The 22,070-nt window shown below is 73.1% G+C and carries 17 protein-coding genes and 1 riboswitch; of the genes, 4 read left to right on the forward strand and 13 right to left on the reverse strand.

Translation table 11 applies throughout. The features are described from left to right. Positions 1–13: 13 nt before the first annotated feature. Positions 14–1,441 (forward strand): acyl-CoA carboxylase subunit beta, encoded by a 1,428-nt coding sequence (locus tag ACFFIA_RS36870; RefSeq protein WP_377260478.1) that lies wholly within the window; start codon positions 14–16, stop codon positions 1,439–1,441. A gap of 113 nt (positions 1,442–1,554) precedes the next feature. Here the strand turns inward: ACFFIA_RS36870 and ACFFIA_RS36875 are convergent, their stop codons facing one another. From ACFFIA_RS36875 to ACFFIA_RS36920, 10 genes are all read right to left on the reverse strand, one after another. Next, positions 1,555–2,412 (reverse strand): ABC transporter permease, encoded by an 858-nt coding sequence (locus ACFFIA_RS36875; RefSeq protein ID WP_377260480.1) that lies wholly within the window; start codon positions 2,410–2,412, stop codon positions 1,555–1,557. Further along, positions 2,409–3,416: an ATP-binding cassette domain-containing protein gene (locus tag ACFFIA_RS36880; RefSeq protein ID WP_377260482.1), complete on the reverse strand. Its 1,008-nt coding sequence runs from the start codon at positions 3,414–3,416 to the stop codon at positions 2,409–2,411. Before ACFFIA_RS36880 ends, ACFFIA_RS36875 begins: the two co-directional genes overlap by 4 nt. A gap of 137 nt (positions 3,417–3,553) precedes the next feature. Beyond that, a complete protein-coding gene (locus tag ACFFIA_RS36885; protein WP_377260647.1) occupies positions 3,554–4,111 on the reverse strand; it encodes an NADPH-dependent FMN reductase in 558 nt (185 codons plus the stop codon). A gap of 37 nt (positions 4,112–4,148) precedes the next feature. Continuing rightward, entirely contained in the window at positions 4,149–4,877 is a 729-nt protein-coding gene (locus tag ACFFIA_RS36890; RefSeq protein ID WP_377260484.1) for a class I SAM-dependent methyltransferase, read from the reverse strand. A gap of 165 nt (positions 4,878–5,042) precedes the next feature. Next, positions 5,043–8,180 carry an ATP-binding protein gene (locus ACFFIA_RS36895; RefSeq protein ID WP_377260486.1) on the reverse strand — a complete coding sequence of 1,046 codons (3,138 nt, stop codon included), beginning with the start codon at positions 8,178–8,180 and terminating at the stop codon, positions 5,043–5,045. A gap of 42 nt (positions 8,181–8,222) precedes the next feature. Beyond that, positions 8,223–10,433 carry a hypothetical protein gene (locus ACFFIA_RS36900; RefSeq protein WP_377260488.1) on the reverse strand — a complete coding sequence of 737 codons (2,211 nt, stop codon included), beginning with the start codon at positions 10,431–10,433 and terminating at the stop codon, positions 8,223–8,225. After that, positions 10,430–11,395, reverse strand: coding sequence for a glycosyltransferase family 2 protein (locus ACFFIA_RS36905; RefSeq protein ID WP_377260490.1), 966 nt, complete (start codon positions 11,393–11,395; stop codon positions 10,430–10,432). The genes ACFFIA_RS36900 and ACFFIA_RS36905 overlap by 4 nt, the downstream gene beginning before the upstream one ends. 12 nt (positions 11,396–11,407) lie before the next feature. Beyond that, positions 11,408–12,517: an MFS transporter gene (locus ACFFIA_RS36910; RefSeq protein ID WP_377260492.1), complete on the reverse strand. Its 1,110-nt coding sequence runs from the start codon at positions 12,515–12,517 to the stop codon at positions 11,408–11,410. Positions 12,518–12,654: 137 nt separating this feature from the next. Next, a complete protein-coding gene (locus tag ACFFIA_RS36915; protein WP_377260494.1) occupies positions 12,655–13,662 on the reverse strand; it encodes a coiled-coil domain-containing protein in 1,008 nt (335 codons plus the stop codon). Between the two features lie 4 nt (positions 13,663–13,666). After that, positions 13,667–13,802: riboswitch (cyclic di-AMP (ydaO/yuaA leader) on the reverse strand. Between the two features lie 118 nt (positions 13,803–13,920). Continuing rightward, positions 13,921–14,829: a cation diffusion facilitator family transporter gene (locus ACFFIA_RS36920; RefSeq protein WP_377260496.1), complete on the reverse strand. Its 909-nt coding sequence runs from the start codon at positions 14,827–14,829 to the stop codon at positions 13,921–13,923. Positions 14,830–14,985: 156 nt separating this feature from the next. Between ACFFIA_RS36920 and ACFFIA_RS36925 the strand changes: the two genes are divergently transcribed. Further along, positions 14,986–15,909 (forward strand): SMP-30/gluconolactonase/LRE family protein, encoded by a 924-nt coding sequence (locus ACFFIA_RS36925; protein ID WP_377260498.1) that lies wholly within the window; start codon positions 14,986–14,988, stop codon positions 15,907–15,909. Here ACFFIA_RS36925 and ACFFIA_RS36930 read toward each other — a convergent pair. The 3 genes from ACFFIA_RS36930 to ACFFIA_RS36940 all read right to left on the reverse strand — a co-directional run bounded on the left by ACFFIA_RS36930 (position 15,899) and on the right by ACFFIA_RS36940 (position 19,427). Then, a complete protein-coding gene (locus ACFFIA_RS36930) occupies positions 15,899–17,998 on the reverse strand; it encodes a HelD family protein (RefSeq protein WP_377260500.1) in 2,100 nt (699 codons plus the stop codon). The genes ACFFIA_RS36925 and ACFFIA_RS36930 overlap by 11 nt on opposite strands. A gap of 94 nt (positions 17,999–18,092) precedes the next feature. Next, a complete protein-coding gene (locus ACFFIA_RS36935) occupies positions 18,093–18,983 on the reverse strand; it encodes an alpha/beta fold hydrolase (RefSeq protein ID WP_377260650.1) in 891 nt (296 codons plus the stop codon). Positions 18,984–19,100: 117 nt separating this feature from the next. Further along, the gene (locus ACFFIA_RS36940; protein WP_377260502.1) at positions 19,101–19,427 is read right to left on the reverse strand and encodes a hypothetical protein; all 327 of its coding nucleotides are present in this window, start codon (positions 19,425–19,427) and stop codon (positions 19,101–19,103) included. 255 nt (positions 19,428–19,682) lie between these two features. Between ACFFIA_RS36940 and ACFFIA_RS36945 the strand changes: the two genes are divergently transcribed. Together ACFFIA_RS36945 and ACFFIA_RS36950 are read left to right on the forward strand one after the other, a co-directional pair. Further along, the gene (locus ACFFIA_RS36945) at positions 19,683–20,174 is read left to right on the forward strand and encodes a DUF3145 domain-containing protein (protein ID WP_377260504.1); all 492 of its coding nucleotides are present in this window, start codon (positions 19,683–19,685) and stop codon (positions 20,172–20,174) included. 46 nt (positions 20,175–20,220) lie between these two features. Beyond that, the gene (locus ACFFIA_RS36950; protein ID WP_377260506.1) at positions 20,221–21,963 is read left to right on the forward strand and encodes a glycoside hydrolase family 3 protein; all 1,743 of its coding nucleotides are present in this window, start codon (positions 20,221–20,223) and stop codon (positions 21,961–21,963) included. Positions 21,964–22,070: the final 107 nt, after the last annotated feature.

A 22,070-nucleotide genomic window follows, 5' to 3' on the forward strand; every position in this document is an offset into this window, starting at 1 on the left:
CAGAGGAGCCGCCGTGACCACCACCACGCCTGTCACCGCCGACGCGGCCGCGGTCGACCACCGCGACCCGGAGGTACGGCTGCGCGCCCTCTTCGACACCGGGTCGTTGCGGCTGATGATCCCGCGTGACGACTCCGGCGTCCTGTGGGCCCGGGGCGAGATCGACGGCACGCCCGCGGTCGCGTACGCCACCGACGGCACCAGGATGGGAGGCGCGATGGGCGGCGAGGGCTGCCGCCACATCGCCGACGCGATCGACGCGGCGGTACGCGAGCGCGTTCCGGTGCTCGGGCTCTGGCACTCCGGTGGCGCCCGGCTGGCCGAGGGCGTGCTCGCCCTCGACGCGGTCGGTCAGGTCTTCGCGGCGATGGTGCGGGCCTCGGGGCGCGTACCGCAGATCTCGGTGGTGCTCGGCCCGGCGGCGGGCGGCGCGGCGTACGGGCCGGCGCTGACCGACATCGTGGTTATGGCCGGCGCCGGCCGGATCTTCGTGACCGGCCCGGAGGTGGTCCGCTCGGTCACCGGCGAGCAGGTCGACATGGAGCGCCTCGGCGGCCCCGAGCCGCACGGGCGCCGCTCGGGCGTGGTGCACGTGACCACCAAGGACGACGCGTCGGCGCTGGCCGAGGCGCGCAAGCTGGCCCACCTGCTCGGCCACCAGGGTCGCCTCTCCCCCGCCGACGTCCCGGTCGGCACCGACGGCGGGCACGACATGGCCGCCGCGATGCCGCCCGAGGCAAACCGGGCGTACGACGTCAAGCCGGTGGTGAGGGCGCTGCTCGACGGCGAATCGGTCGAGCTGCACGCCCGCTGGGCGCCCAACATCGTAACCACGCTGGGCCGCTTCGCCGGCCGTACGGTCGGGGTCATCGCCAACAACCCGCTGCGCCTGGGCGGCTGCCTCGACTCGGCCAGCGCCGAGAAGGCGGCCCGCTTCGTGCGGATGTGCGACGCGCTCGGCGTACCGCTGATCGTGCTGGTCGACGTGCCCGGCTACCTGCCGGGTCTGGGCCAGGAGTGGGACGGCGTGGTGCGGCGCGGCGCGAAGCTGCTGCACGCGTTCGCCGAGGCGGTCGTGCCACGGGTGACGCTGGTGACCCGCAAGGCGTACGGCGGCGCCTACATCGCGATGAACTCCCGCTCGCTCGGGGCGACCGCGGTCTTCGCCTGGCCCAACGCGGAACTCGCGGTCATGGGCGCCTCGGCGGCGGTCAACATCCTGCACCGCAAGAAGCTCGCCGCCGCCCCGATCGAGGAACGCGAGGCACTGCGCGTGCGGCTCGTCGAGGAGCAGACCCGGGTCGCCGGCGGCGTCGGCCGGGCGCTGGAGATCGGCGTGGTCGACGGCGTGATCAAACCGGAAGAGACCCGGCGGCGGATCGCCGAGGCGCTGGCCGCCGCGCCGGCGGCGCGGGGCGCGCACGGCAACATCCCGCTGTAGTCGAACATCCCGCTGTAGTCGAACATCCCGCTGTAGTCGAACATCCCGCTGTAGTCGAACATCCCGCTGTAGCGTGACGGGGCCCTCCCGAGGGAGGGCCCCGTACAGGCGGCTCAGCGCCGGTTGTAGAGGCGCATCGTCAGCGTGCCGAAGACCACCGTGAAGAGCACGCCGGAGACGACGACCCAGGCCATGCCGGTGGTGTCCCAGCCGCCCTCCATCAGCGTGCGCACCGCGCCGACCAGGTGCGAGATCGGGTTGACATCGACGAACGCCTGCAGCCATCCCGGCATCGTGCTCGGGTCGACGAAGACGTTGCTGAGGAACGTCAGCGGAAACAGCACCATCATGCTGATCCCCATCACCGACTTCTCGCTGCGCAGCAGCAGGCCGAACATCGTCCAGATCCACGAGAACCCGAACGAGAACGCGACCAGCACGCCCATGCCCGCGGTCACACCGACCACACCGCCCTCCGGCCGGAAGCCGAGGACGAGGCCGACGCCGAGGATGACCAGGGACGCCAGCGTGTACCGCAACGCGTCGCCGAGCAGGTAGCCGATCATCGCGGAGGGTCGCCAGATCGGCAGCGTGCGGAACCGGTCGAAGACCCCCTTGGCGATGTCGGTGTTGACCGCGACGCCGGTGTACATCGTGGTCATCACGACGCTCATCACCATGATGCCGGGGAGCAGGAACTGAAGGTACTCGGTGGTCGAGCCGGCCAGCGCGCCCCCGAACAAGTACGTGAACATCAGCGTCATGATGATCGGGAAGGCCGTCACGTCGAAGAGCTGCTCGGGCACATGCTTGATCTTCAGCATCGCCCGCCAGCCGAACGTGACCGAGGCGGAGAACCAACTCGGCCTCGGCGGCGCCTCCCCCGGTGCCAGAACCGCCTGGAGCGTCTCCGGCGAGAACGCGCGGCCGCTGCTCTCCCCGGACTCAACCGTCGTCGTCGCGGCGGTCATGCCGTCGCCTCCTTGTCCACAGTGGTCTCCGCTTCCCGGGCGGTGCGGTCGGTCAGGGCCAGGAACACCTCGTCCAGACTCGGCTGGCCGAGGGAGAAGTCGTCCACGGTGATGCCCGCCTCGGCGAGCGCCGTGAGCGCGGCGGCGGCCTGCTCGGCTGTACGCCGGTCGCTGCTGCCGTCGCCGTCGGCCGAGACGCGGGCGGTGAGCGCGACCGGGTCGGGCTCGCGCACCACCTGCCCGCCGAGCGTGCGGGTCAGGAGCCACTCCGCCTCGGTCCGCTGCTCCGGGTCGCGCAGCCGTACGTGCACCGCCCCCGCGCCCACCGACGACTTCAGCTCGCCCGGCGTGCCCTCGGCGATCACGCGGCCCATGTCGATCACCGCGATCCGGCTGGCCAGGCGGTCCGCCTCGTCCAGGTACTGCGTGGTGAGCAGCACCGTCGTACCGTGCGAGACCACGGCCCGCACGATGTCCCACACCTGGTTGCGGCTGCGCGGGTCGAGCCCGGTGGTGGGCTCGTCCAGGAAGAGCAGCTTGGGCGTGTTGAGGATGCTGGCCGCGATGTCGATCCGCCGCCGCATACCGCCGGAGTAGTTCTTGACCTGCTTGCCGGCCGCCTCGGTCAGCCCGAACGCCTCCAGCAACTGCTCCGCACGCCGCCGCGCGGCCCGCTTGTGGTGCCCGAGCAGCCGGGCCAGCAGTATCAGGTTCTCCGCGCCGGTCAGGTCCTCGTCGACCGACGCGTACTGGCCGGTGAGACTCACCTTTCGGCGTACCTCGTCCGGTTCTCGCAGCACGTCGTGGCCGAAGACGCGGGCATCACCCCCGTCCGGCCGCAGCAGCGTGGCGAGCATGCGTACGGCGGTGGTCTTGCCGGCGCCGTTCGGGCCGAGCACGCCGTACACCGCGCCGGCGGGGACGGCCAGGTCGATGCCGTCCACCGCGCGGGTCTTGCCGAACACCTTGACCAGTCCCCTGGTCTCGATCGCCAGTCCACTCATGTTGTCTTTCTCCGTTTCTCGTCACACGTACGGGGTTTCTCGTCACACATACCGGTTCTCGTCACACGTACGGGTTCTCGTCACACGTACCGGTTCTCGTCACACGTACCGGTTCTCGTCACACGTACCGGTTCTCGTCACACGTACGGGCGGGCGGCGCGCCCCTCCCGCAGGGCCAGGCCCCACCAGGTGAGCTGGTCGAGCATGGTGCCGACCGCGTGGTCCCCCTCCTCGTCGAGCTGATCGTGCATCAGGTCGAACCGCACGCTGTCACGCATGGTGACGGCGTGCAGCTCGGTGAAGACGGGGCGCAGTTGCTCGACCGCGTACACGCCGTCGGAGCGGTAGCCGTACGACACGAAGCCGACCGGCTTGGCCCGCCACTCGTCGTACGCGAAGTCGATCGCCTGCTTGAGCGAGGCCGGGAAGCTGCGGTTGTACTCGGGCGTGACCACGACGAACGCCTCGGCCCGCCCGATCTCGGCGGCGAACGCGGCGACCGGCGGCGTCGGTGTCCTCGGGTACCGGTCGGGCAGGTCGTAGTCGAGCAGGTCGAGCACGCGCAGCGCGATGCCGTCGCGCCGCTCGGCCCGGGACACGAACCAACCGGCGATGCGGTCGCCTACCCGGCCCTCCCGAGTGCTCCCGATGATCACGGCAACGTGCAGCGGCTCCACGTCCGGTAGGCGCGAGATCCCCCGCTAGATCCGATCTAGCGGGGCGGGCAGGTCACTACGGGCGGTGGGCGCGGAGCATGAGCGAGACGCCGGGCAGCGACTTGACCGGCAGGTACCGCTCGGCGGTGATGATCGCGGTCAGGCCCAGGTTGACCACCGCCGGCAGGTCGTCGAGGTCACTGCCGGTGGAGCGGCGGCGGCGCCAGGCGGCGATCGGGCGGAGCAGCACGTTCCAGCTCCAGATCTCGTCGATGACCAGCCCGGCCTTCTCCACGACCGTGGTGAGCGACTCCCGCGTGTAGCGCCGCACGTGCCCCACCGCCACGTCGTGCGCCGACCACAGCCGCATGTCGCACGGCACGGCGATCAGCGCGGTGCCGCCCGGCCGCAGCGTACGGTGGATCTCCCCGGCCGCCGCGTGATCTTCGTCGATGTGCTCCAGGATGTCGAACGCGACGACGAGGTCGAGGCTCGCGTTGGGCAGCGGCAGCGCGCGGGCGTCCGCCCGGATCACGTCGAGCCCTCGCTCGGCGGCCACCTCCGCGCCCTCGGCGCTGTACTCCAGCGCGACCGGCGCCCAGCCGCGTCGCTTCAGCACGCGTGTGTTGCCACCGCCGGCGGCGCCGATGTCCAGCGCCCGGCGGCCGGCGGCTCCCGCACCGCTCGGCCCTGGGTCGGCCGCGGCCAGCCGGCGCAGCGCCCGGTCGAGCAGCGCCCGGCGCTCGCGGTACCACCAGTGGGCGTCTTCGAGCGCGGCCAGCTTGCGGATCTCGGTGGCCTCCACGCCGTACACCCTAGGCGCTCCTCAGGCGTCCCGGACCACACCGGGCCCTTTCCGCTTGAGGGCTGTCCGAGGCAGATTCGGGCTACCGCGATGTCCGTCGTGCTCCAGACCGCCGCTCCCGCGGCCCCGCCCTCCGCGGTCTCACAACCGCACGGCACGACAGCCTCAGAGGCGCCAGCTCACCCCGGGCTCGGGGTCGTACCGGCACATGGCGCCCGTGGAGACGGTGGCGCGCAGGTGGGCGGCCAGCTCCGGATGGCTCTCGTCCAGGCGGCGCAGCGTGTCGCGGATGCGGGCGGTGACCGTCTTGCGGGCCCGCTCGGCCTCGTCGCCCAGCCGGCGCGTACGGCCGCCCAGCCCGGCCGCCGCCCGCAACTCGTCGATCAGCGCCTTGCGCTCGTGGTCGAGCGTGGCGGCCCGCCGGTCGTCACCTCGGGAGGCGGCGTGGTCGATCTCGTCGTCGAGCCAGACGAGCCGCTGTTTGTACCGGGCCTTGGCCTCCTCGTCGAGCACCGGGTCGCCGCCCATCCGCCGGGCCGCGACCACGACCGCGCCGCCCTCGGGGCTGAGCAGCTCGACGGCGGGGACGTCACCTCCCGGCCGCCCGAGCAGCAGGTGCAGATCGCGCAGCCCCTTGGCGTCGGGCATGTGCACGGTGCGACCGGCGAAACCGAGGACCCACACCACGCCCTCGACGCGAAACTCGTTGCCCGCTCGGGCCGCGCCGTCGCCCTCGGCACCGGCCAGCCGGGGTGAGGCGTCACCTCCTGCACCAGGCGGCCGGGGTGAGGCGTCACCGCCGGCACCAGCCAGCCGCATCCCGATCTCGGCGGCCTCGGCCAAGGCGCGCCGCCGAAGCGCGTCGGCCGCCGCGGCGTCGGTGCCCGAGCCCCGGCCGGCCAGCGCCCCCGCCAGCCGGCTGCGGGCCTCGATCGCCCACGGACGGGACCGAAGCCGGTCGGCCGAGTCGGCCGCGGCGGTGAGCCGGTGGACCGCGTCGTCCCAGCGCCCGTCGGCCGCGTCCAGCGCGCCGAGCCACAGGTCGACCGGGCCGCTGATGTCGCAGCCGAAGAGCGAGACGAGCCACCGACCGGCGAACGGCACGAGCGCGGCCCGGGCCTTCTCGCGCAGCCGCGAGTCGCCCGCGGTGATCGCCACCTGCGCCTGCGCGCGCAGCCAGAGTGCCTCGCACATGGGCGGCGCGGCCGGCGGCAGCAGGCGCAGCGCAGCCTCGTGGTCGCCGGTCACCGCCGCCGCGATCGCGGCCAGCAGCGGGCCGTGCGGATGGCGCTCGTCGAGCACGGTCTGCTGGTCGGGCAGCTCCTCATATCGCCCCTGGAGCAGGTGAAGCGACCAGCGCAGGTGATCGTTCATGTACGCGAAGTGCGCCGGCCGCTCGTGGTGCTCACTGACGCCGATGACCGACCGCTCGAGCGTCGCCTCCGCGTCACGGAAGCGCCCGCTGACGGTGGCGATGATGGTCTGGTCGATCGACGCCGAGAAGGTCGAGCGTGGCTTGCCCTCGCTGCTCGCGATCGCCACGAACTGCTCGTACTGGTCGAGGTAGGCCGGGTCGCCCCGCTCCAGCAGCGCGACCCAGCGAAACGAGGCCGCGAAGTACACACCGCCCATGTCGTCGTCGCGGCGGGCCAGCCGCATCAGCTCGGCGGTGAGCTCGACCCGCTCGTCGGCGCTGCCCGGGCCCCAGATCGCGTCGTGGCGGGCCCAGATCGCCGCCTGTAGCGCCTCCTCGTCGCCCCGCTCCCGGGCCAGCTCGACAGCGCGGGCGGCCAGGTCGCGGAGCAGGTCGTCGTCGCCGCCCTCCCACGGCGCGCCGGCCAGCGACTGGTACGCCTCGCGCAGCAGCGCGACCCGGTCGCCGGGCAACTCGTGCCAGTAGCCGGTCAGCGCCGCCCGGACCAGCAGCTCGGGGTCGCCGATCTCCCGGACGAGGGCGATCACCTCGGCGTGGATCCGCCCCGCCTCCTCGCGCTCGCCGGCGTGCCGCAGCTCGCGGGCGAGGTCGAGCCCGACCGTCACGCGGCGGCGCGGCAGCGTGCCGGTCCGCTCGTACGCCCGGCGGTTGTGCCCGAGGCACTCCTCCAACGCCAGCCGGCTCCCGGCGTCGCGGGCCGCGCGCAGCAGCACCCCGACCACGTGCTCGGGCTCCAGCTCGTCGCCGGCCAGCCAGGCGTGGCGGGCCAGGTCGGCGGGGAGGAGCAGGTCGCGGTCGAGCACGCGGACCACCGTGGCGTGCAGTAGCTGCCGCTCGGCGTCGTCGAGTGCTTCGTACCGGGTCTCGCGGACCAGGTCGTGGGCGAACGCGAACCGGCCCTCGCCGAGCGCGACCACCAGCCGCGCCACCATGGCGTGGTCGAGCAGGCGGTCGACCTCGGGCACCGGCGCGGACAGCGTGGCGGCGACCACTCGGCGGTGGAACTCGCGGCCGAGCACCGCCGCGGCGGTCAGCAGCTTGACGACCGCCTCGGGCAGCATGGACATGCGGCGGCTGACGGCGTCACGCACGCCCGGGGCGATCGCGCTGGCCCCGCCGCCACTGCGCCACAGCCGGGCGGTCTGCTCCACGAAGAAGGGGTTTCCGCCGGTGCGCAGGTGCACCTCGGTCACCAGGTCGGCGTCGGGCTCGTGCCCCACGGTGCGGGCGATCAGCGCGCCCACCTCGTCGCGCTCCAGCCCGGTCAGCGTGATCGTCGTGCCCTTGGCGACCAGCGGTGCCATCAGCGGCCGGAGCGGATGGTCGGCCGCCTCCACCTCCACGTCGCGGTAGGTGGCCACGATCAGCAGCCGCTCGAACCAGGTGTGCTGCGCGGCGAACTCCAGCAGCCGCAGCGATGCGGTGTCGGCCCAGTGCAGATCGTCGAGGACCACCATGACCGGGCGGTGGTGGGAGACCGCGACCAGCGCGCTGGTGACCGCGTCGTATAGCTCGAAGCCCTCCATCGGGTCGCCGCCGGCCCGATCGCCGAGCAGCACCGACAGCCCGGCGCCACCGGCCTCGTCGGCGGCGGCCCACTCCTCGCCGGTGGCGCCCCGGCGCAGCGCCCGGACCACCTGCGTCCACGGCCAGTAGCCGGGCGTGCTGTCGGAATCCCAGCAGGCGCCGCCGAGCACCAGCGCGCCGCGCGCCCGGGCCTCGTCGGCGGTGCCGGTGACCAGCGTGGTCTTGCCGATGCCCGCCTCGCCCGTGACCAGCACGAGGCCACCGTGGCTGCCGGCCGCCCGCGCGACCTCGGCGCGCAGCAGCCCCGCGGGATGATCCCGCCCGATGATCTCCCGACCCATGACCCCCCGACGGTACCCACTCGCACCGACAAAACGTGCGGGTCAGCGCGGGGGCAGCGCGTACACCGCCATCCGCGCGTTCTCGAAGCGCAGGGGAGCCAGGGCCGCCAGGTCCGGCGACTCCAGCCGTACGTCCCGGTCGACCACCAGCCACCTGACCCCGCGCGCCCGCAGCGCCTCGAGCCCTTCCGGTGTCGGCTCGTAGAACGCCGCGTCGTTGGCCGCCAGCAGGGCCGGGTCCCAGAACGGCTCCCACGGGCCGAGCGGCAGGCCCACCATCCGCGGCGCGAACGACCAGCCCTCGACGAGTACCGACCGCTCGGTGTACGCGCTGAGCCAGAACGAGCGGGCGTCACACCTGCCGGGCTCCTCGGGAAGCTGGCAGTGCGCGTTGGTGGCGACCACGTCGTCCGGGTCGCTGTGGTCGTGTACCCAGCGGGCGGCCTCGATCCGCGAGGCGGGCAGCGCGGTCACCGCGTACGCGCCGCCGTTGGGGTACCGGTGTGCCGCCGCCGCGTCCATCACCAGCCCTGGCGCGCCCGCGACCAGGACGGCGGTGAGCAGGTAGGGCGCGAACCGGCCGCGCCACAGCAACGCCAGCAGCGCGAGCACCAGCGCGAGCGCGAGCGCCCAGTAGAGCAGCGGCAGCAGCGGGTCGTGGCGCGGCTCCCAGGTCACGGTCGCTGGGCCGCCGATCAGCTGCACCGCGCACAGCAGCGCCGCGAAGCCGGCCGCGAACCCGATCAGCGGCCACGACATCCGCGAACCGACCACCGACGCCCAGCCCCACGCCGACAGGATCACGCCGAAGGCGAAGGCGGCCCGCACGAAGTACTGGTTGCTGCTGCCCGGATGCGCCGTCGCCAGGTAGAAGAGCGGGCCGGCCACCGCGCCGCCGAGCAGGAACCACTGCTCGGGCAGCAGCCGCAGCCGCCGCTGCCACAGCAGGGCCACGGTGCCGGCGAGCCGCAGTTGCATGTTGAGCAGGAAGGCCACGATCACCAGCGCCCAGGTGACCGCCGAGGTGGCGTACGGCGAGAGGCCCGAGAAGGGCTCCACGGTCACGCCGTGGCTCTCGAACGCGAACAGGATCGCCATCGCGAAGAGCTGCGCCGCCACCGCCATGCCGAGCGCGCCGACCACCGCCCACGGCATCCGCCGCCGGCTCACCAGCAGCGCCAGCGCGGCCACGCCGAGCGCGCCCGCCGCCACCGGGATCGAGCTGGCCTTCGCCCCGGTCGAGCCGGCCAGGAAGAGGCCCGCGAGGATCCACGTACCGGCGGTGGCCGAGCCGCGCACGATCGAGACGAGCACGCCGATCAGCGGCAGGAGCAGGACCCAGCTGTACGTCATCGACGGGCTGCCCCACACGATGAACGTCGCCTGCGTGCCGAAAAGCTGCCGGATGCCGTTTTCGTAGCCGAACTCGCCGATCGTGAACATCAGCACCGCGGCACCCACGCCCACGTACGGCCGCCGGCTGACCCGCCAGCCCACCACCGCGAGCAGCACCACCGCGAGCGCGCACAGCGCCGGCACCGCGAGCCGCAGGAAGACGGTGGGCAGGTCGACGCCGCTGACCAGCGAGGCGGCGCCCATGTGCGCGAAGCCGAACCAGTGGTAGTGCAGCGGCTCCCCGGCCACCTGCGGCACGTCCAGCGGCGCCTGATGGGTCGCCGCGCCCGCGATCGACATCTGGAACGACAGGTCGATGTACTGTGCCTGCCCCTCGGTCGTCGGCAGGATCGGGTTGCGGCGCAGGAACGAGTCCCACAGGTACACGGTGAAGCCGGCGATCACGCCGGTCACCGCCCACGCCCAGCCCACCGGCACCGGCGTGTAGCCGCGCACGACCCAGTGCCGCCGCAGCCCCGGCACCGCGAGGAACACCGCCACCACCGCCGCCGGCCAGACCCACAGCCACCGCTCGGCGCCGAGCGACACGAAGGCGAACCACGCCGCCAGCTCCAGCACCAGCCCGACCGCCGCGCCCACCGCGAGGTCTTCGACCAGCGTGTGCGGCGTGCGGCGGAGCGCCCGGTAGACCAGCGTGCCGGGCAGCACGACCGCCAGCGCCGCATACGCGGCGTAACGCGCCACATCCAGGACCGGAGTCCCGGTCACCAGCAGCGCGCCGGCCACGACCGCGAAGGCCACCGCCGCCGGGGCCGAGCGCCGCGCCATCTCTGGTACGAGCGGGCCCCGTCCCGCCCCGCCGACCGTGGCCGCCGAGCGACTCGCCGTCGCCGTCACTTGAGACTGTCCACCATGGAGGCCGCGGCGTCGGTGTCCTCGGCCACGTAGTACGCCGGGCGCGCCTGCACCGCGGTGTAGATGCGGGCCACGTACTCGCCGAGCAGGCCCAGGCAGAGCAGCTGCACCGCGCCGAGGAAGAGGATCGCCACGTAGAGGGAGGGCCAGCCGCTGACGGTCGCGCCCAGGAAGTACGCGACCACGGCCAGCACCACCAGCACCCCGCAGATCGCCACGCCGGCCAGCCCCAGCCAGGTGGCCACGCGCAGCGGCGCGGCGGAGAAGCTGGTGACGCTGTCCGCGGCGAGCGCGATCATGCGCGAGAGCGGGTACTTCGTGCGCCCGGCGGCCCGCCCCTCCCGCTCGTAGCTCACCTCACCGCTCGGGAAGCCCAGCCACGGCACCACCAGCCGCAGCACCGGCCGGCGCTCGGGCAGCTCGCGCAGCGCCTCCACCGCGGCGCGGCTGAGCAGCCGGAAGTCGCCGGCGTGGGCGGGCACGTCGTTTCCGGCGATGCGGCGCATCAGGCGGTAGTACACGCTCGCGGTCCACCGCTTGAAGGCACTGTCTGCGCGGCGGTCGGCGCGTACCCCGTACACGATGTCGAGGTTTTTCTCCCGCGCGAGCCGCAACATCTCGACGATGGTCTCCGGCGGGTCCTGTAGGTCGGCGTCGATGCTCGCGACGTGCTGGCCGCGGGCCCGCATGAGGCCGGCGAGCAGCGCCGGCTGGTGTCCGCTGTTGCGGCGCAGCCGCAGCACGCGCAGTTGCGGCCACTGCCGGCGGGCGGCGAGCAGTGCGACGGAGGTCCGGTCGGTGCTGCCGTCGTCGACGGCCACCACCTCGTAGGGCTCGCCGAGCGCGTCGAGCACCCCGCGCAGCCGGGCCACGAGCAGCGGCAGCACGGACTCCTCGTTGTACATCGGGACGACCACGGAGAGTGCCGGCTCGGAGGCGACCACGTCCGCACGTTATCAGGACGAACTGCCGGCAGGCGGCAGCCATCGACGGGTCAAACCACCCGAAAGCACCAGCGGTACTCCCACCAGTGCGAGCAGTACCGGCACCGGCAGGGCGGCCGATCCGAGCCCGAAACCGGCGTACACGGCGAGCGCCGCCACCTCCTGGCCGAAGCCGGCCACCGACAGCACGGTCGCCCGAGCCGGGCCGGCGATCGCCTCCTGGATCCGCGCCTCGGTGAGGATGTCGAAGAGTTCCAGCGCGGCGAAGCAGAGCGCCACCGCGACCATGCCGGCCGGGTGACCCGTGTTGGCGCTGGCGGCGAGCAGCACCCCGCCGACCGCGACCGCCGCCGCCAGCCGGGCCGCCGAGATCTCCGCCCAACGGTCGGCCAGCGCGCTCGCGACCGCCATCGCGGCGACCGGCAGCACGAAGAGCAGCGGTACGAGCGCGGTCGGCGCGCCCATGTCCCGGGCCAGGATCGGCACGTACTCATCGATCGCCCCCATTCCGGTGACCACCGCGTAGAGCAGGACCGCCCGGCTCACCAGCCGGTTGACGCGCACCTCGGCGAGGCCGGCGCGGAGCGTCCGCAGGTAGCTGCCGCCCCCGGTCCGCTCGACCCGCGGCGCCTCGGGGAACGAGAGCGCGACCGGCACGACCGCCAGGCTGATCGCGATGCTGGCCAGGCCGACCAGCGTGTACCCGCCGAGCGCGTACGCCGGCGCGGCCAGCCCCATCGCGACAAGCTCCGCCACGAGCGCGGTGGTCTGGGCCAGCCCGACCGTGTGCACGTACCGGTCGGTGGCGCCGGCCGAGGCCAGCTCGTCGTAGACAAGGGCCTCCACGCTGCCGGAGGTCATCGCGGTGGAGGCGCCCCACAGCACGAAGCCGGCCGCGAAGGCGAGGTACGAGGGGAAGAAGGTCCAGAGCGCGAAGGCGACCGCCCGGAGCAGGGCGCCGATCGCGACCAGCCGGCGGCGCGAGTACGCGTCCGCCCACGCCCCGGAGGGGATCTCCAGTGTGAAGCTGACGACCGACCAGATCACGAACAGCGACGAGATCTGCCCGGTGCTGAGCCCGAAGTCGGCGAAGAGCAGCGCGTAGACCGGGTAGAAGAGCACGCCCTCGGTGCAGGCGCGCAGGAGGCAGAGGCGCGCGGTGACGCCCCTGGCCGTGCTCGCGCTACGTCAAGCGGGGTGACGTGTGGGCTCGACCATGGGGCCACAGTGCCACCCCATGATCGAGCCCGTCAACGCGGTTAGTCGATGACAGACAGGTGCACGTGGTTGGTGTGGTGCTCGCTCGGGCCGCAGCAGCCGCCGTACGACTTCCAGCCGCTACTGGGCAGCCAGATCTGGCGGAACCAGATCACGTACATCACGCCCAGCCGGCTCGCGTTGTTGACGTAGAACCTCGCGAGGTTGTTGCCATACGTCCGGGCCGCGCCGGATGCCGCACCGCCGAAGATGTCATCTTTGTCGACGGCGAAGTCGCAGGCCTGGCCTAGCGGATGCTCACCGGACGAGCCGGGGCGGTAGCAGGAGACGAAGATGCCGAAGCCCGCCGCCTGGGCCTGCTTGTACGCATGGGACGTACGCGGCGTGATGCAGCCCTGCTTGGAGGTCGGGTCGGGGCGGATCGTGCAGCCGGAGCCCCCGGTGAAGCGCGCGGCCACCGCGGTGGCGCCGCTGCCGACGGGCGGGCCGCTGGCGTCCTGGCCGCCTCCGGCCGCCTTCAGCGCGTTCTCGGCCTGCTTCTTGCGGGCGGCCATGACCTCGACCTGCTTCTGCTGCTCGCGGATCTCACCGTCGATCGCGAGCTTGGCCTTGGACGCCTGATCCTTGGTGTCGAGCAGGTCGCGCAGCTTCTTGTCCTCGGTCGCCGCCACGGCGTCGAGCGCCGCGGCCCGGTCGATGAAGCCCTCCGGGGAGGTGCTGTTGAGCATCGCGGAGATGGGGCCGAGCCGCCCTCGGCGGTAGGCCACGTTGGCCACCTCGCCGAGCACCTCGCTCTTGGCGACCAGGTCGCGCTCCAGTTGGGCCAGCTGAGTGGTCAGCTCCTGCTGACGTTTCTTGGACTTGTTCAAGGTGTCCTGCGCCGCGATGAAGCCCTTGCTGGCCGCGTCGAGCTGCTGCCGCAGGGTCGCGGTGCCGCCCTCGTCGTCGGTGGGCGCGGCGGCGGCGGGCTCCGCTGGTAAGCCGATCAGCGCGAACGCCGCGGCGAACAGCACCGCGACGAGACTGACCCGGCTGCGGGCATGAGCCATCAACCATCCTTCCAGTCAGCCGCCTACCGAGTTAGCTGACGGGTTCGGGACGGAAGTATCCCTACCGCTCGCGCGGATTCACCCCAGTGGATCGGTGGTTCCCCGGTCCGCCCGCGTGGGCGGCTCGGCGGCAGTCAACACCGGCGCCGGGGGGCGCCGCCGGGCATTGACCGGAGCCGAGGATAGCGGCTTTCCCATCAATGCGCCCAGTGTTGTACCGATGGTGACGAATCACTTACGACCTGCTCAGCGGCGGTGTCACCAGCCGACGTGGCGGCAGTCGCCGGCCATGGGCTCCACCTGGAGGGTCGCGTGCCCGATGTCGAAGTCGTCGTGCAGCGCCTCGCGGGCGGCCACCAGCACCGGCCCGAGCTGCGCGGACGGGTCGAGCGTGAGGTGCGCGGAGGCGACGTCCATGCCCGAGGTCAGCGTCCACACGTGCAGGTCGTGCACGTCGCAGACCCCCGGTACGGCGGCGAGCCGCGTGCGCACGGCGGTCACGTCGAGGTGCTCCGGCGCGGCCTGCACCAGGATGCGCACCGCCGCCCGGGCCAGCCGCCAGGTGCGCGGCAGGATGAACAGGCCGACGGCGACCGCGACGATCGGGTCGGCGTACGCCCAGCCGGTCAGCGCGATGACGACCGCGGCGACGATCACGCCGACCGAGCCGAGCAGGTCGCCGAGGACCTCAAGGTAGGCGCCGCGCACGTTGAGACTCTCCTGGGCGCCGGCGCGCAGCAGCCCGAACGCGACGATGTTGGCGATCAGACCGGCGATCGCCACCACCAGCATCGGGCCGGCGGGCACCTCGGGCGGATGGCCGAAGCGGCGGGCCGCCTCGATCAGGACGTAGATCGCGACGCCAAAGAGCAGGATCGCGTTGCCGAGCGCGGCGAGGACCTCCAGCCGGTACAGCCCGAAGGTCCGCTGCGGATCCCGCGCGGCCCGGCTCGCCGCGTGGATGGCGGCGAGCGCCATGCCGATGCCGAGCACGTCGGTGAACATGTGCCCGGCGTCGGACAGCAGCGCCAGCGAGCCGGTGGCCAGGGCGGCCACCGCCTCGATCACCATGAAGACGGCAATCAGGGCGAACGCGGCCCACAGTCGACCGCGGTGTCGCTCCCCCGCGCGCGCTAGATCCGCGCCGTGATCGTGCCCCGCACCCATGGGTCCAGAATATATGCGGACATTGCTATGTATGCAAACTTGGTACTGGCAATCAATGTCGTACGTGGGACTTCTGAGGTTCGCGAGTCGTCTTCGAACCGCTGGGGAAAGATGTGCGTGAATCCTGATGTGGACCGATCACAGGGAGTACCCATCGTGCTGACAAGACGAGCCCTGATCACCTCATCCGCCGCCGCGGCCCTCACCGCGGCCACGCTCTCCGTACCCGCTGCCGCCAGCGCGCACGGCAGCCACCGCGCCTTTCCCGAGGTCGTCCCCCTGCCGGACGGCTTCCAGCCGGAGGGGATCGCGATCGGCAAGGCGCCCTTCGCGTACTTCGGCTCCCTCGCCAACGGCGACATCTACCGCGCCAACCTCGCCACCGGGCGCGGCTCGGTCATCTCCACGGGACCCGGCACCCCCTCCGTGGGCCTGAAGGTCGACGACCGCGGCCGCCTCTTCGTCTCCGGCGGTGCCGCCGGCAACGGCCGCGTCGTCGACACGCACACCGGGGACGTGCTGGCCTCGTGGCAGTTCGCCAGCGCGCCCACGTTCGTCAACGACGTGGTGCTTACCCCGGAGGGCGCGTTCTTCACCGACTCGCAGCAGCCGTTCCTCTACAAAGTGCCGCTGAGCCTGCGCGGCGAGCCGGTCCGGATCCCGCTCACCGGCGACCTCGTCTACGGCACCGGCTTCAACGTCAACGGGATCGCCCGCACGCCGGACGGCCGCGGCCTGCTCGTGGTGCAGTCCAACACCGGCGGCCTCTTCCGGGTCGCCCCGGACACGGGCGTGACCGAGGCGGTCGACCTCGGCGGCTACGTGCTCACCAACGGCGACGGGCTGCTGACCATCGACCGCACGCTGTACGTGGTGCAGAACCGGCTCAACCAGGTCGCCGTCTTCGCGCTCGACAAGTCGGGGCGGAGCGGCCGGCTGACCGGCACGCGCACCAGCCCTGACTTCGACGTGCCCACCACCGTCGCGGCGTACGGCAACCGGCTCTACCTGCCCAACGCCCGCTTCGGCATCACGGTGACCCCGGAGACCCCCTTCTCGGCGGTCGCCGTCAAGCGCTGAGGGTCACCAGGCGCTGCGTGGCCCGGGAGAGGGCGACGTAGAGCGTGCGCGCACCGGCGTCGGTCCTGATCTCCTGGGGCGAGATGAGGACCACGCCGTCGTACTCCATGCCCTTGGCCTGGAGGCTCGTCACCACCTGGAGGCGGTCGATGGGCAGGCCGGCGACCCACTCGGCGACCTCGTCGCGGCGGGGCACCGGTGTGATCACACCGACCGTCCCCTCCACGTCGGCGAGCAGCCGCCGCGCCGCGTCGCGGGTCGCCTCTGGCAGGGCCGCCGCGGGCACGGTCAGCTCCTCCGGGGGTACGCCGGTCGAGCGCACCGCCCGCGGCAGCGCGATGCCCGGCGACACCTCGCGGATCACCTTCGCCGCCACCGCGAAGATCTCCGCCGAGTTGCGGTAGTTGGTGGTGAGCGTGAAGTCGTGCCGCCGCCGGCCGCCCAGCGCCTTGTCGCGGGCGCGGGACAGCTCGGCCGGGTCACCGGTCCAGGCGCTCTGCGCGGGGTCGCCGACCACCGTCCACGAGGCGAGTCGCCCCCGCCGGCCCAGCATGCGCCACTGCATCGGCGAGACGTCCTGCGACTCGTCGACCACCACGTGCGCGTACTCCCGGTAGTCGTCGGGGCGGCGCACCGCGGCCGCGCGGGCGGCCCGCTGCCGGTCGGCGTACGTGCTCACCTCGCGCACGCCGGCGGCCACCTGAAACGGGTCACGCTGGCGCTTGGCCGGCTGCGGCGGGCGGCCGAGCATCTCGTCCAGCTCGTCGAGGAGCGCCACGTCGGCCACGGTCGGGTCGCCCGGCGTGAAGGCGTCGCGCAGCAGCTCGATCTCCGCGGTGCTGAGGAGCCCTTGCGCGTACGAGCGGAGCCGCGCCGGATCGGCCAGCCAGGCGAGCACGTGCCGGGGCAGCAGCCGGGGCCACCAAGCCTTCAGGAACTCGCGGAAGTCGGGACGCTCGGCCAGCTCGTCTTCGAAGTCGGCCTGCGCCGGCAGGCCCCCGATGCGGTGCCGCTGGGCCTGCGCCCACAGCGCGTCGAAGAGCCCGTCGATGCCGGCCCGGCGCACCTCGTTGCGGCGGGCGCCACGGGGCAGCGCGCGGGCCCGGATCGCGTCCAGCTCGGGGCGGTCGAGGCGGAGCAGGTCGCCCCGGTAGAGCAGGCGCAGCTCGGTGGGGGCGCCCGGCACCGCGTCGCGGAGCGCCCGCTCGAGCACGCGCCGCATCCGCAGCGAGCCCTTGACGGCGGCGACCGCGGTGGGGTCGGTGCGGGTCGCGGTGGTGCCCTCGACGATCGAGCCGAGCGAGTGCAGCGTCGCGGCCTCTTCGCCGAGCGAGGGGAGCACCGAGGCGATGTACTCCACGAACACCGACGACGGGCCGACCACAAGGATGCCGCCGCCGGCAAACCGGGAGCGGTCGGAGTAGAGCAGGTAGGCCGCGCGGTGCAGCGCCACCGCCGTCTTGCCGGTGCCGGGGCCGCCGGAGACGATCGTGACGCCCGACGCGGGCGAGCGGATCGCCTGATCCTGCTCGCGCTGGATGGTGGCGACGATGTCGCGCATGCCCCGGCCGGTGGCCCGGGCGAGCGTGGCCAGCAGCGCGCCGTCACCGACGACCCGCATGCCCTCCGGCGCGGCGGCCGGGTCGAGCAGGTCGTCCTCGATGTTGGTGACCTTTTCGCCGCTCGACTGGATCATGCGACGGCGCACCACGCCCCGCGGGTCGGCGGCCGTGGCCTGGTAGAACGCCGCCGCGGCGGGCGCCCGCCAGTCGACGACGAGCGGCTCGGCGTCTTCCGCGCGCACGCCCAGGCGCCCCACGTGCAGCACCTGGCCCTCACGCAGGTCGAGGCGGCCGAAGACCAGCCCCTCGTGCTCGGCGTCCAGGGCGTGCCGCCGCCGCGCCGCGTGGAAGACCATCGCGTCCCGCTCGACCAGCGCGCCGAAGTTTCCCACCCGGGCGAGGCTGTAGCCCTCCTTCTCGGCCCGGGCGGCCGCCTGGCGCAACTCGGCCAGCCGGGCGTAGACCCGATCGACGTGGCGCTGCTCGGCGGCGATCTCCTGCTGGAGGGTGGTGGCGGCGTCGGTCAAAGTGTTCGGGGCTCCCAGGAGAAGGTGCGGCGCCTGTGTGACGAGGCCAGACAAGGGTACGCGCCCGCCGTGCCCACTGCCCTCCCCGCCAGCGCTAGCGCCCGTCGAGTGCGGCCCGGACCACGCCGAGCAACGCCTCGGTGACCACATCCGGGCGCTCCAGCATCAGCATGTGGCCCGCGGCCGGACAAATCGTGAGCGCCGCGCCGGGCAGCGCCTTGGCGATGGAGTGCGAGCAGACCGGCGGGGTGAGCCGGTCACGCTCCCCGACCAGCACCGCGGTCGGTACGGTCGGCAGCTCGGCCAGCGTCTCCAGCCGCGCCTGGGTCCCGACCGAGGGACGGAAACCGCCGATCGAGCCGAGCGAGGCGCGGGCGACCGCCCGGGTCGTGAGCGTCACGTCCGCCGGGTCGCACGGATGCCCGAAGAGCAGCCACCGCAGGCTCGGGCGCAGCGCCAGCGCGAACGCCCGGTGCGGCCGCCAGTCACCCATCCGGGCGAGTACCTGGGCGCTGGTCATCTCCGCCATCCGGATCAGGTGGGCGACCCGCGGCGGCAGCCCGTACACCGTGTGCGTGTGCCCCTCGGCGGTGGTGCCCAAGAAGAAGAGCCCGGCCACGCGGGCGGCGAAGTCGGCGGGGTGGCGGTGGGCGTACTCCATGATCGTCATCCCACCGAGCGAGTGACCGGCGAGCACGACCGGGCCGGTGGGCGCGACCGCGTGCAGCACCTCGGCGAGGTCGTCGCCCAGGTGGGCGAGCGTGGCGGCGCCGCGGTCGATGCCGCCGGAGCGGCCGTGCCCACGGGCGTCGTACGTGACGACGCGGGCGATCTCAGCGAGCGGCCGCACCTGGCGATGCCACGTGCGGCCGTCGAGGACCCAGCCGTGCAGCAGCACGACGGTGATCGGCGCGTCGGGCGACCCCGCGGTGCGCGTGTGCAGCCGAGGGCCGTCTGCGAGCCGGATCTCGGCCTGCTCGACCAGCGTCATGGGGCGGCACCTCCGTCGTACCCACGGGTAACAATCATGCCTCGGAAAGTAGCCCCGCGCATAGCAAGAGGCCCCGCCGAGCACGGCGGGGCCTCTTGTCGAAACTCGGGCTCAGCCCTCGAAGACGCCGGCGTCGACCAGGCGCTTCTCGGTGGTGTCCCAGCCGTCGCTCGGGTAGGCCGCGGCCAGAGCGCTCAGCTCGGCACGGATCTTGACGGCGTGGCCGGCACCGGCCAGGGTCCGGATCTCCTCGACGAACGCCTCGGAGTCGGTGCGCAGGTGAGCGGTCTTGCCGTTGGTCAGGTTGCGCACGTAGGCGTGCTTGCCGTTGTTGAGCGGGATCAGGTACTTGAACTCGCCGAGCACGCTCAGGGCGCCACCCGCGCCCTGCCCGGCGCGGACGGATGCGCGCGCGGTCTTGGAGGTGTTGCTCGCCACGGAGGTACTCCTTGGAAGGCCAGAACGAAGACAGACCAGAGAACTTTACCCGATGCCTCCGGGCGACCGCCCACGCGCTGGTCAGCGCTCTGCGTCACAGGGTCACGTGCGCTCGGTTACCAGCGTGGGAAATGTCGTGTCGATTTTCCGATTCTCTGGCGCACCATCAGTCACACGAGTCATCATGTTGGACAACAACCGCCCGTTGATCGAGGTCGTAGGGGAAGACGCACCTCGCTTCTCCGGGAGGTCACCGTGCCAACGCGTGGCGTCGTATACGTCCACTCGACCCCGCTCGCCGTGTGTGCACACGTCGAGTGGGCGATCGCGCGCGTCCTCACCGCGCCGGTCAATCTGCACTGGACCGCCCAGCCGGTCGAGTCCGGCGCCCGCCGGGCGGAGTGCAGCTGGACCGGACGCCCGGGGACCGGCGCGGAGCTGGCTGCTGCCCTCAGGCAGTGGCCGATGATCCGTTTCGAGGTCACCGAAGATCCCAGCCCGGGCCTCGACGGTGAACGCTTCATGTACGTGCCCGGCCGCGGCCTCTTCCGCGCGCCCATGGGCGCCGCCGGTGACATCCAGCTCGGTGAGGACCGGCTGCGCAGCATCATGGAGGCCGCCCGCGCGCCGGAGGCCCTCGCGCACGCCCTCGACCGCGCGCTCGGCACCGCCTGGGACGCCGAGCTGGAGCCGTACCGCTACGCCGGCGACGGCGCGCCCGTCACCCTGCTGACCCGCGTGGGCTGACCTCCCTCGCGCTCCACCTCATGCCGTCGATTGCACTGCGGTCGATTTGCCCGTCCCGGGAGGAACTGCTGGGATAGCGGACGTGCGTCCCCCTATCCGCGCACTGTTGATTGTGCTCATGCTCGCGGCCGGCATCGCCGGCTGCCACGGTGGCGACCCTCCGGCGGCACCGCCCGCCACGACCGCGCCCCAGCAGCCCGCCGGTGACACGCCGGCCGAGCGGGCCGCCTCCCTCGCCGCCTCGCTCTCCGACGAAGACCTCGTGGGGCAGGTGCTGATGCCGTACGCGTACGGCGCCTCGGCCACCGAGGTCACGCCCGGCAACAGGGCGGGCAACCAGCGGCTCGCCGGCGTGGACACGCCCGCGGAGATGGTCGCCCGGTACCGCCTCGGCGGGCTGATCCTGGTCGGCTTCAGCGCGGACGACCCCACCTCGCAGAACCAGGTAACCACCAATGTGGACAGTGCGCGGCAGGTGCGCGAGCTGACCACCGGTCTCCAGGCCGCGCACGCCAAGCTCGGGGCCGGCTCCGCGCCGATGCTCGTCGGCACCGACCAGGAGTACGGCGTGGTGACCCGGATCAAGAGCGGCGTGACCGCGCTGCCCAGCGCGATGAGCGCGGGCGCGGCAGACGATCCCCGCCTGACCGAGGCGGCCTGGCGGGCGGCCGGCACCGAACTGGCCGCGCTCGGCGTCAACGTCGACTTCGCCCCCGTCGCCGACGTGCTCGGCGACGCGGGCAGTACCGTCATCGGCTCCCGCTCGTACGGCTCCGACCCGGCCAAGGTCTCCGCACAGGTGGCCGGCGCCGTACGCGGGCTCCAGGCCGGCGGCGTCGCGGCCACGCTCAAGCACTTCCCGGGGCACGGCCACACCTCGGGCGACTCGCACGACGCGCTGCCCCTGCTCACGCAGAGCCGCGCCGGCCTCGACCGTGGTGACCTGCCCCCGTTCACCGCGGGCATCGACGCCGGCGCCAAGCTGGTCATGTCCGGCCACCTCGACGTGCGGGCGCTCGATCCGGGCACGGCCGCCACGTTCTCCCGCAAGGTGCTCACCGACGTGCTCCGCGGCCAGCTCGGCTTCGAGGGCGTGGTCGTCACCGACGGCATGAACATGGCCCCGGCCAAGCGCTGGCCCGCCGGCGAGGCCGCGGTGCGCGCGCTCAACGCCGGCAACGACCTCATCCTGATGCCCGACAGCCTGCCGCAGGCGTACGACGGGCTCCTCTCCGGCCTGCGCGGCGGCGCCCTCACGAAGGAGCGTCTGGTCGAGGCGGTCACCCGCGTGCTGACGCTGAAGTTCGAGCTGGCCGGCAAGCCCGCGCCAGGCATGTCCACTGTGGGCAGTGCGGCGCACCGCGAGGCGGCCGACCGGCTCGCCTCCGCCGCGGTCACCCAGCTCCGCGGCGCCTGCGGCAGGGCGGTCCGCGGCCCGATCCAGGTCACCGCCGCCAGCGGCCGCGACACCGCCCGCGGATGGCTGGTCGATGCCCTCCGCGCCGCCGGGGTCCAGGTCGTCGAGAGCGGCGGCACGGTCGTCCATCTGATCGGGTACGGCGACGAGCCCGCAGACCTCCGAGCCGGCGCGACCGTCACCGTGGCGATGGACACGCCGTACCTGCTGGCCCGATCGGACTCACCGGTGCTGCTCGCCACCTACTCTTCCAGCCAGCCCTCGATGGCGGGCCTGGCGGCGGTACTGGCCGGCAAGGCTTCGCCCGCGGGACGGTCACCGGTCGAGGTGAGCGGCCTGCCCCGCAGCTCCTGCGCCGCGCGGGCCGGCTGAGCCCGGGCCGGCGCCCGGTGTCCACTGTGGTGGCACGGGGGCACGCGGCGATCCGCGTACGCTCCACGACGTACCCCGATCACCGCCGCCGGACCGACGACCGGCGC

The organism is Phytohabitans kaempferiae (genome assembly GCF_042433955.1).
Lineage (GTDB): Bacteria > Actinomycetota > Actinomycetes > Mycobacteriales > Micromonosporaceae > Phytohabitans > Phytohabitans kaempferiae.

What these genes read in the sequence shown, in the direction of transcription:
- ACFFIA_RS36920 (WP_377260496.1), bottom strand. Translation starts at nt 14,829, where the DNA reads ATGGGTGCGGGGCACGATCACGGCGCGGATCTAGCGCGCGCGGGGGAG.
- ACFFIA_RS36880 (WP_377260482.1), bottom strand. Translation starts at nt 3,416, where the DNA reads ATGAGTGGACTGGCGATCGAGACCAGGGGACTGGTCAAGGTGTTCGGC.
- ACFFIA_RS36875 (WP_377260480.1), bottom strand. Translation starts at nt 2,412, where the DNA reads ATGACCGCCGCGACGACGACGGTTGAGTCCGGGGAGAGCAGCGGCCGC.
- ACFFIA_RS36895 (WP_377260486.1), bottom strand. Translation starts at nt 8,180, where the DNA reads ATGGGTCGGGAGATCATCGGGCGGGATCATCCCGCGGGGCTGCTGCGC.
- ACFFIA_RS36915 (WP_377260494.1), bottom strand. Translation starts at nt 13,662, where the DNA reads ATGGCTCATGCCCGCAGCCGGGTCAGTCTCGTCGCGGTGCTGTTCGCC.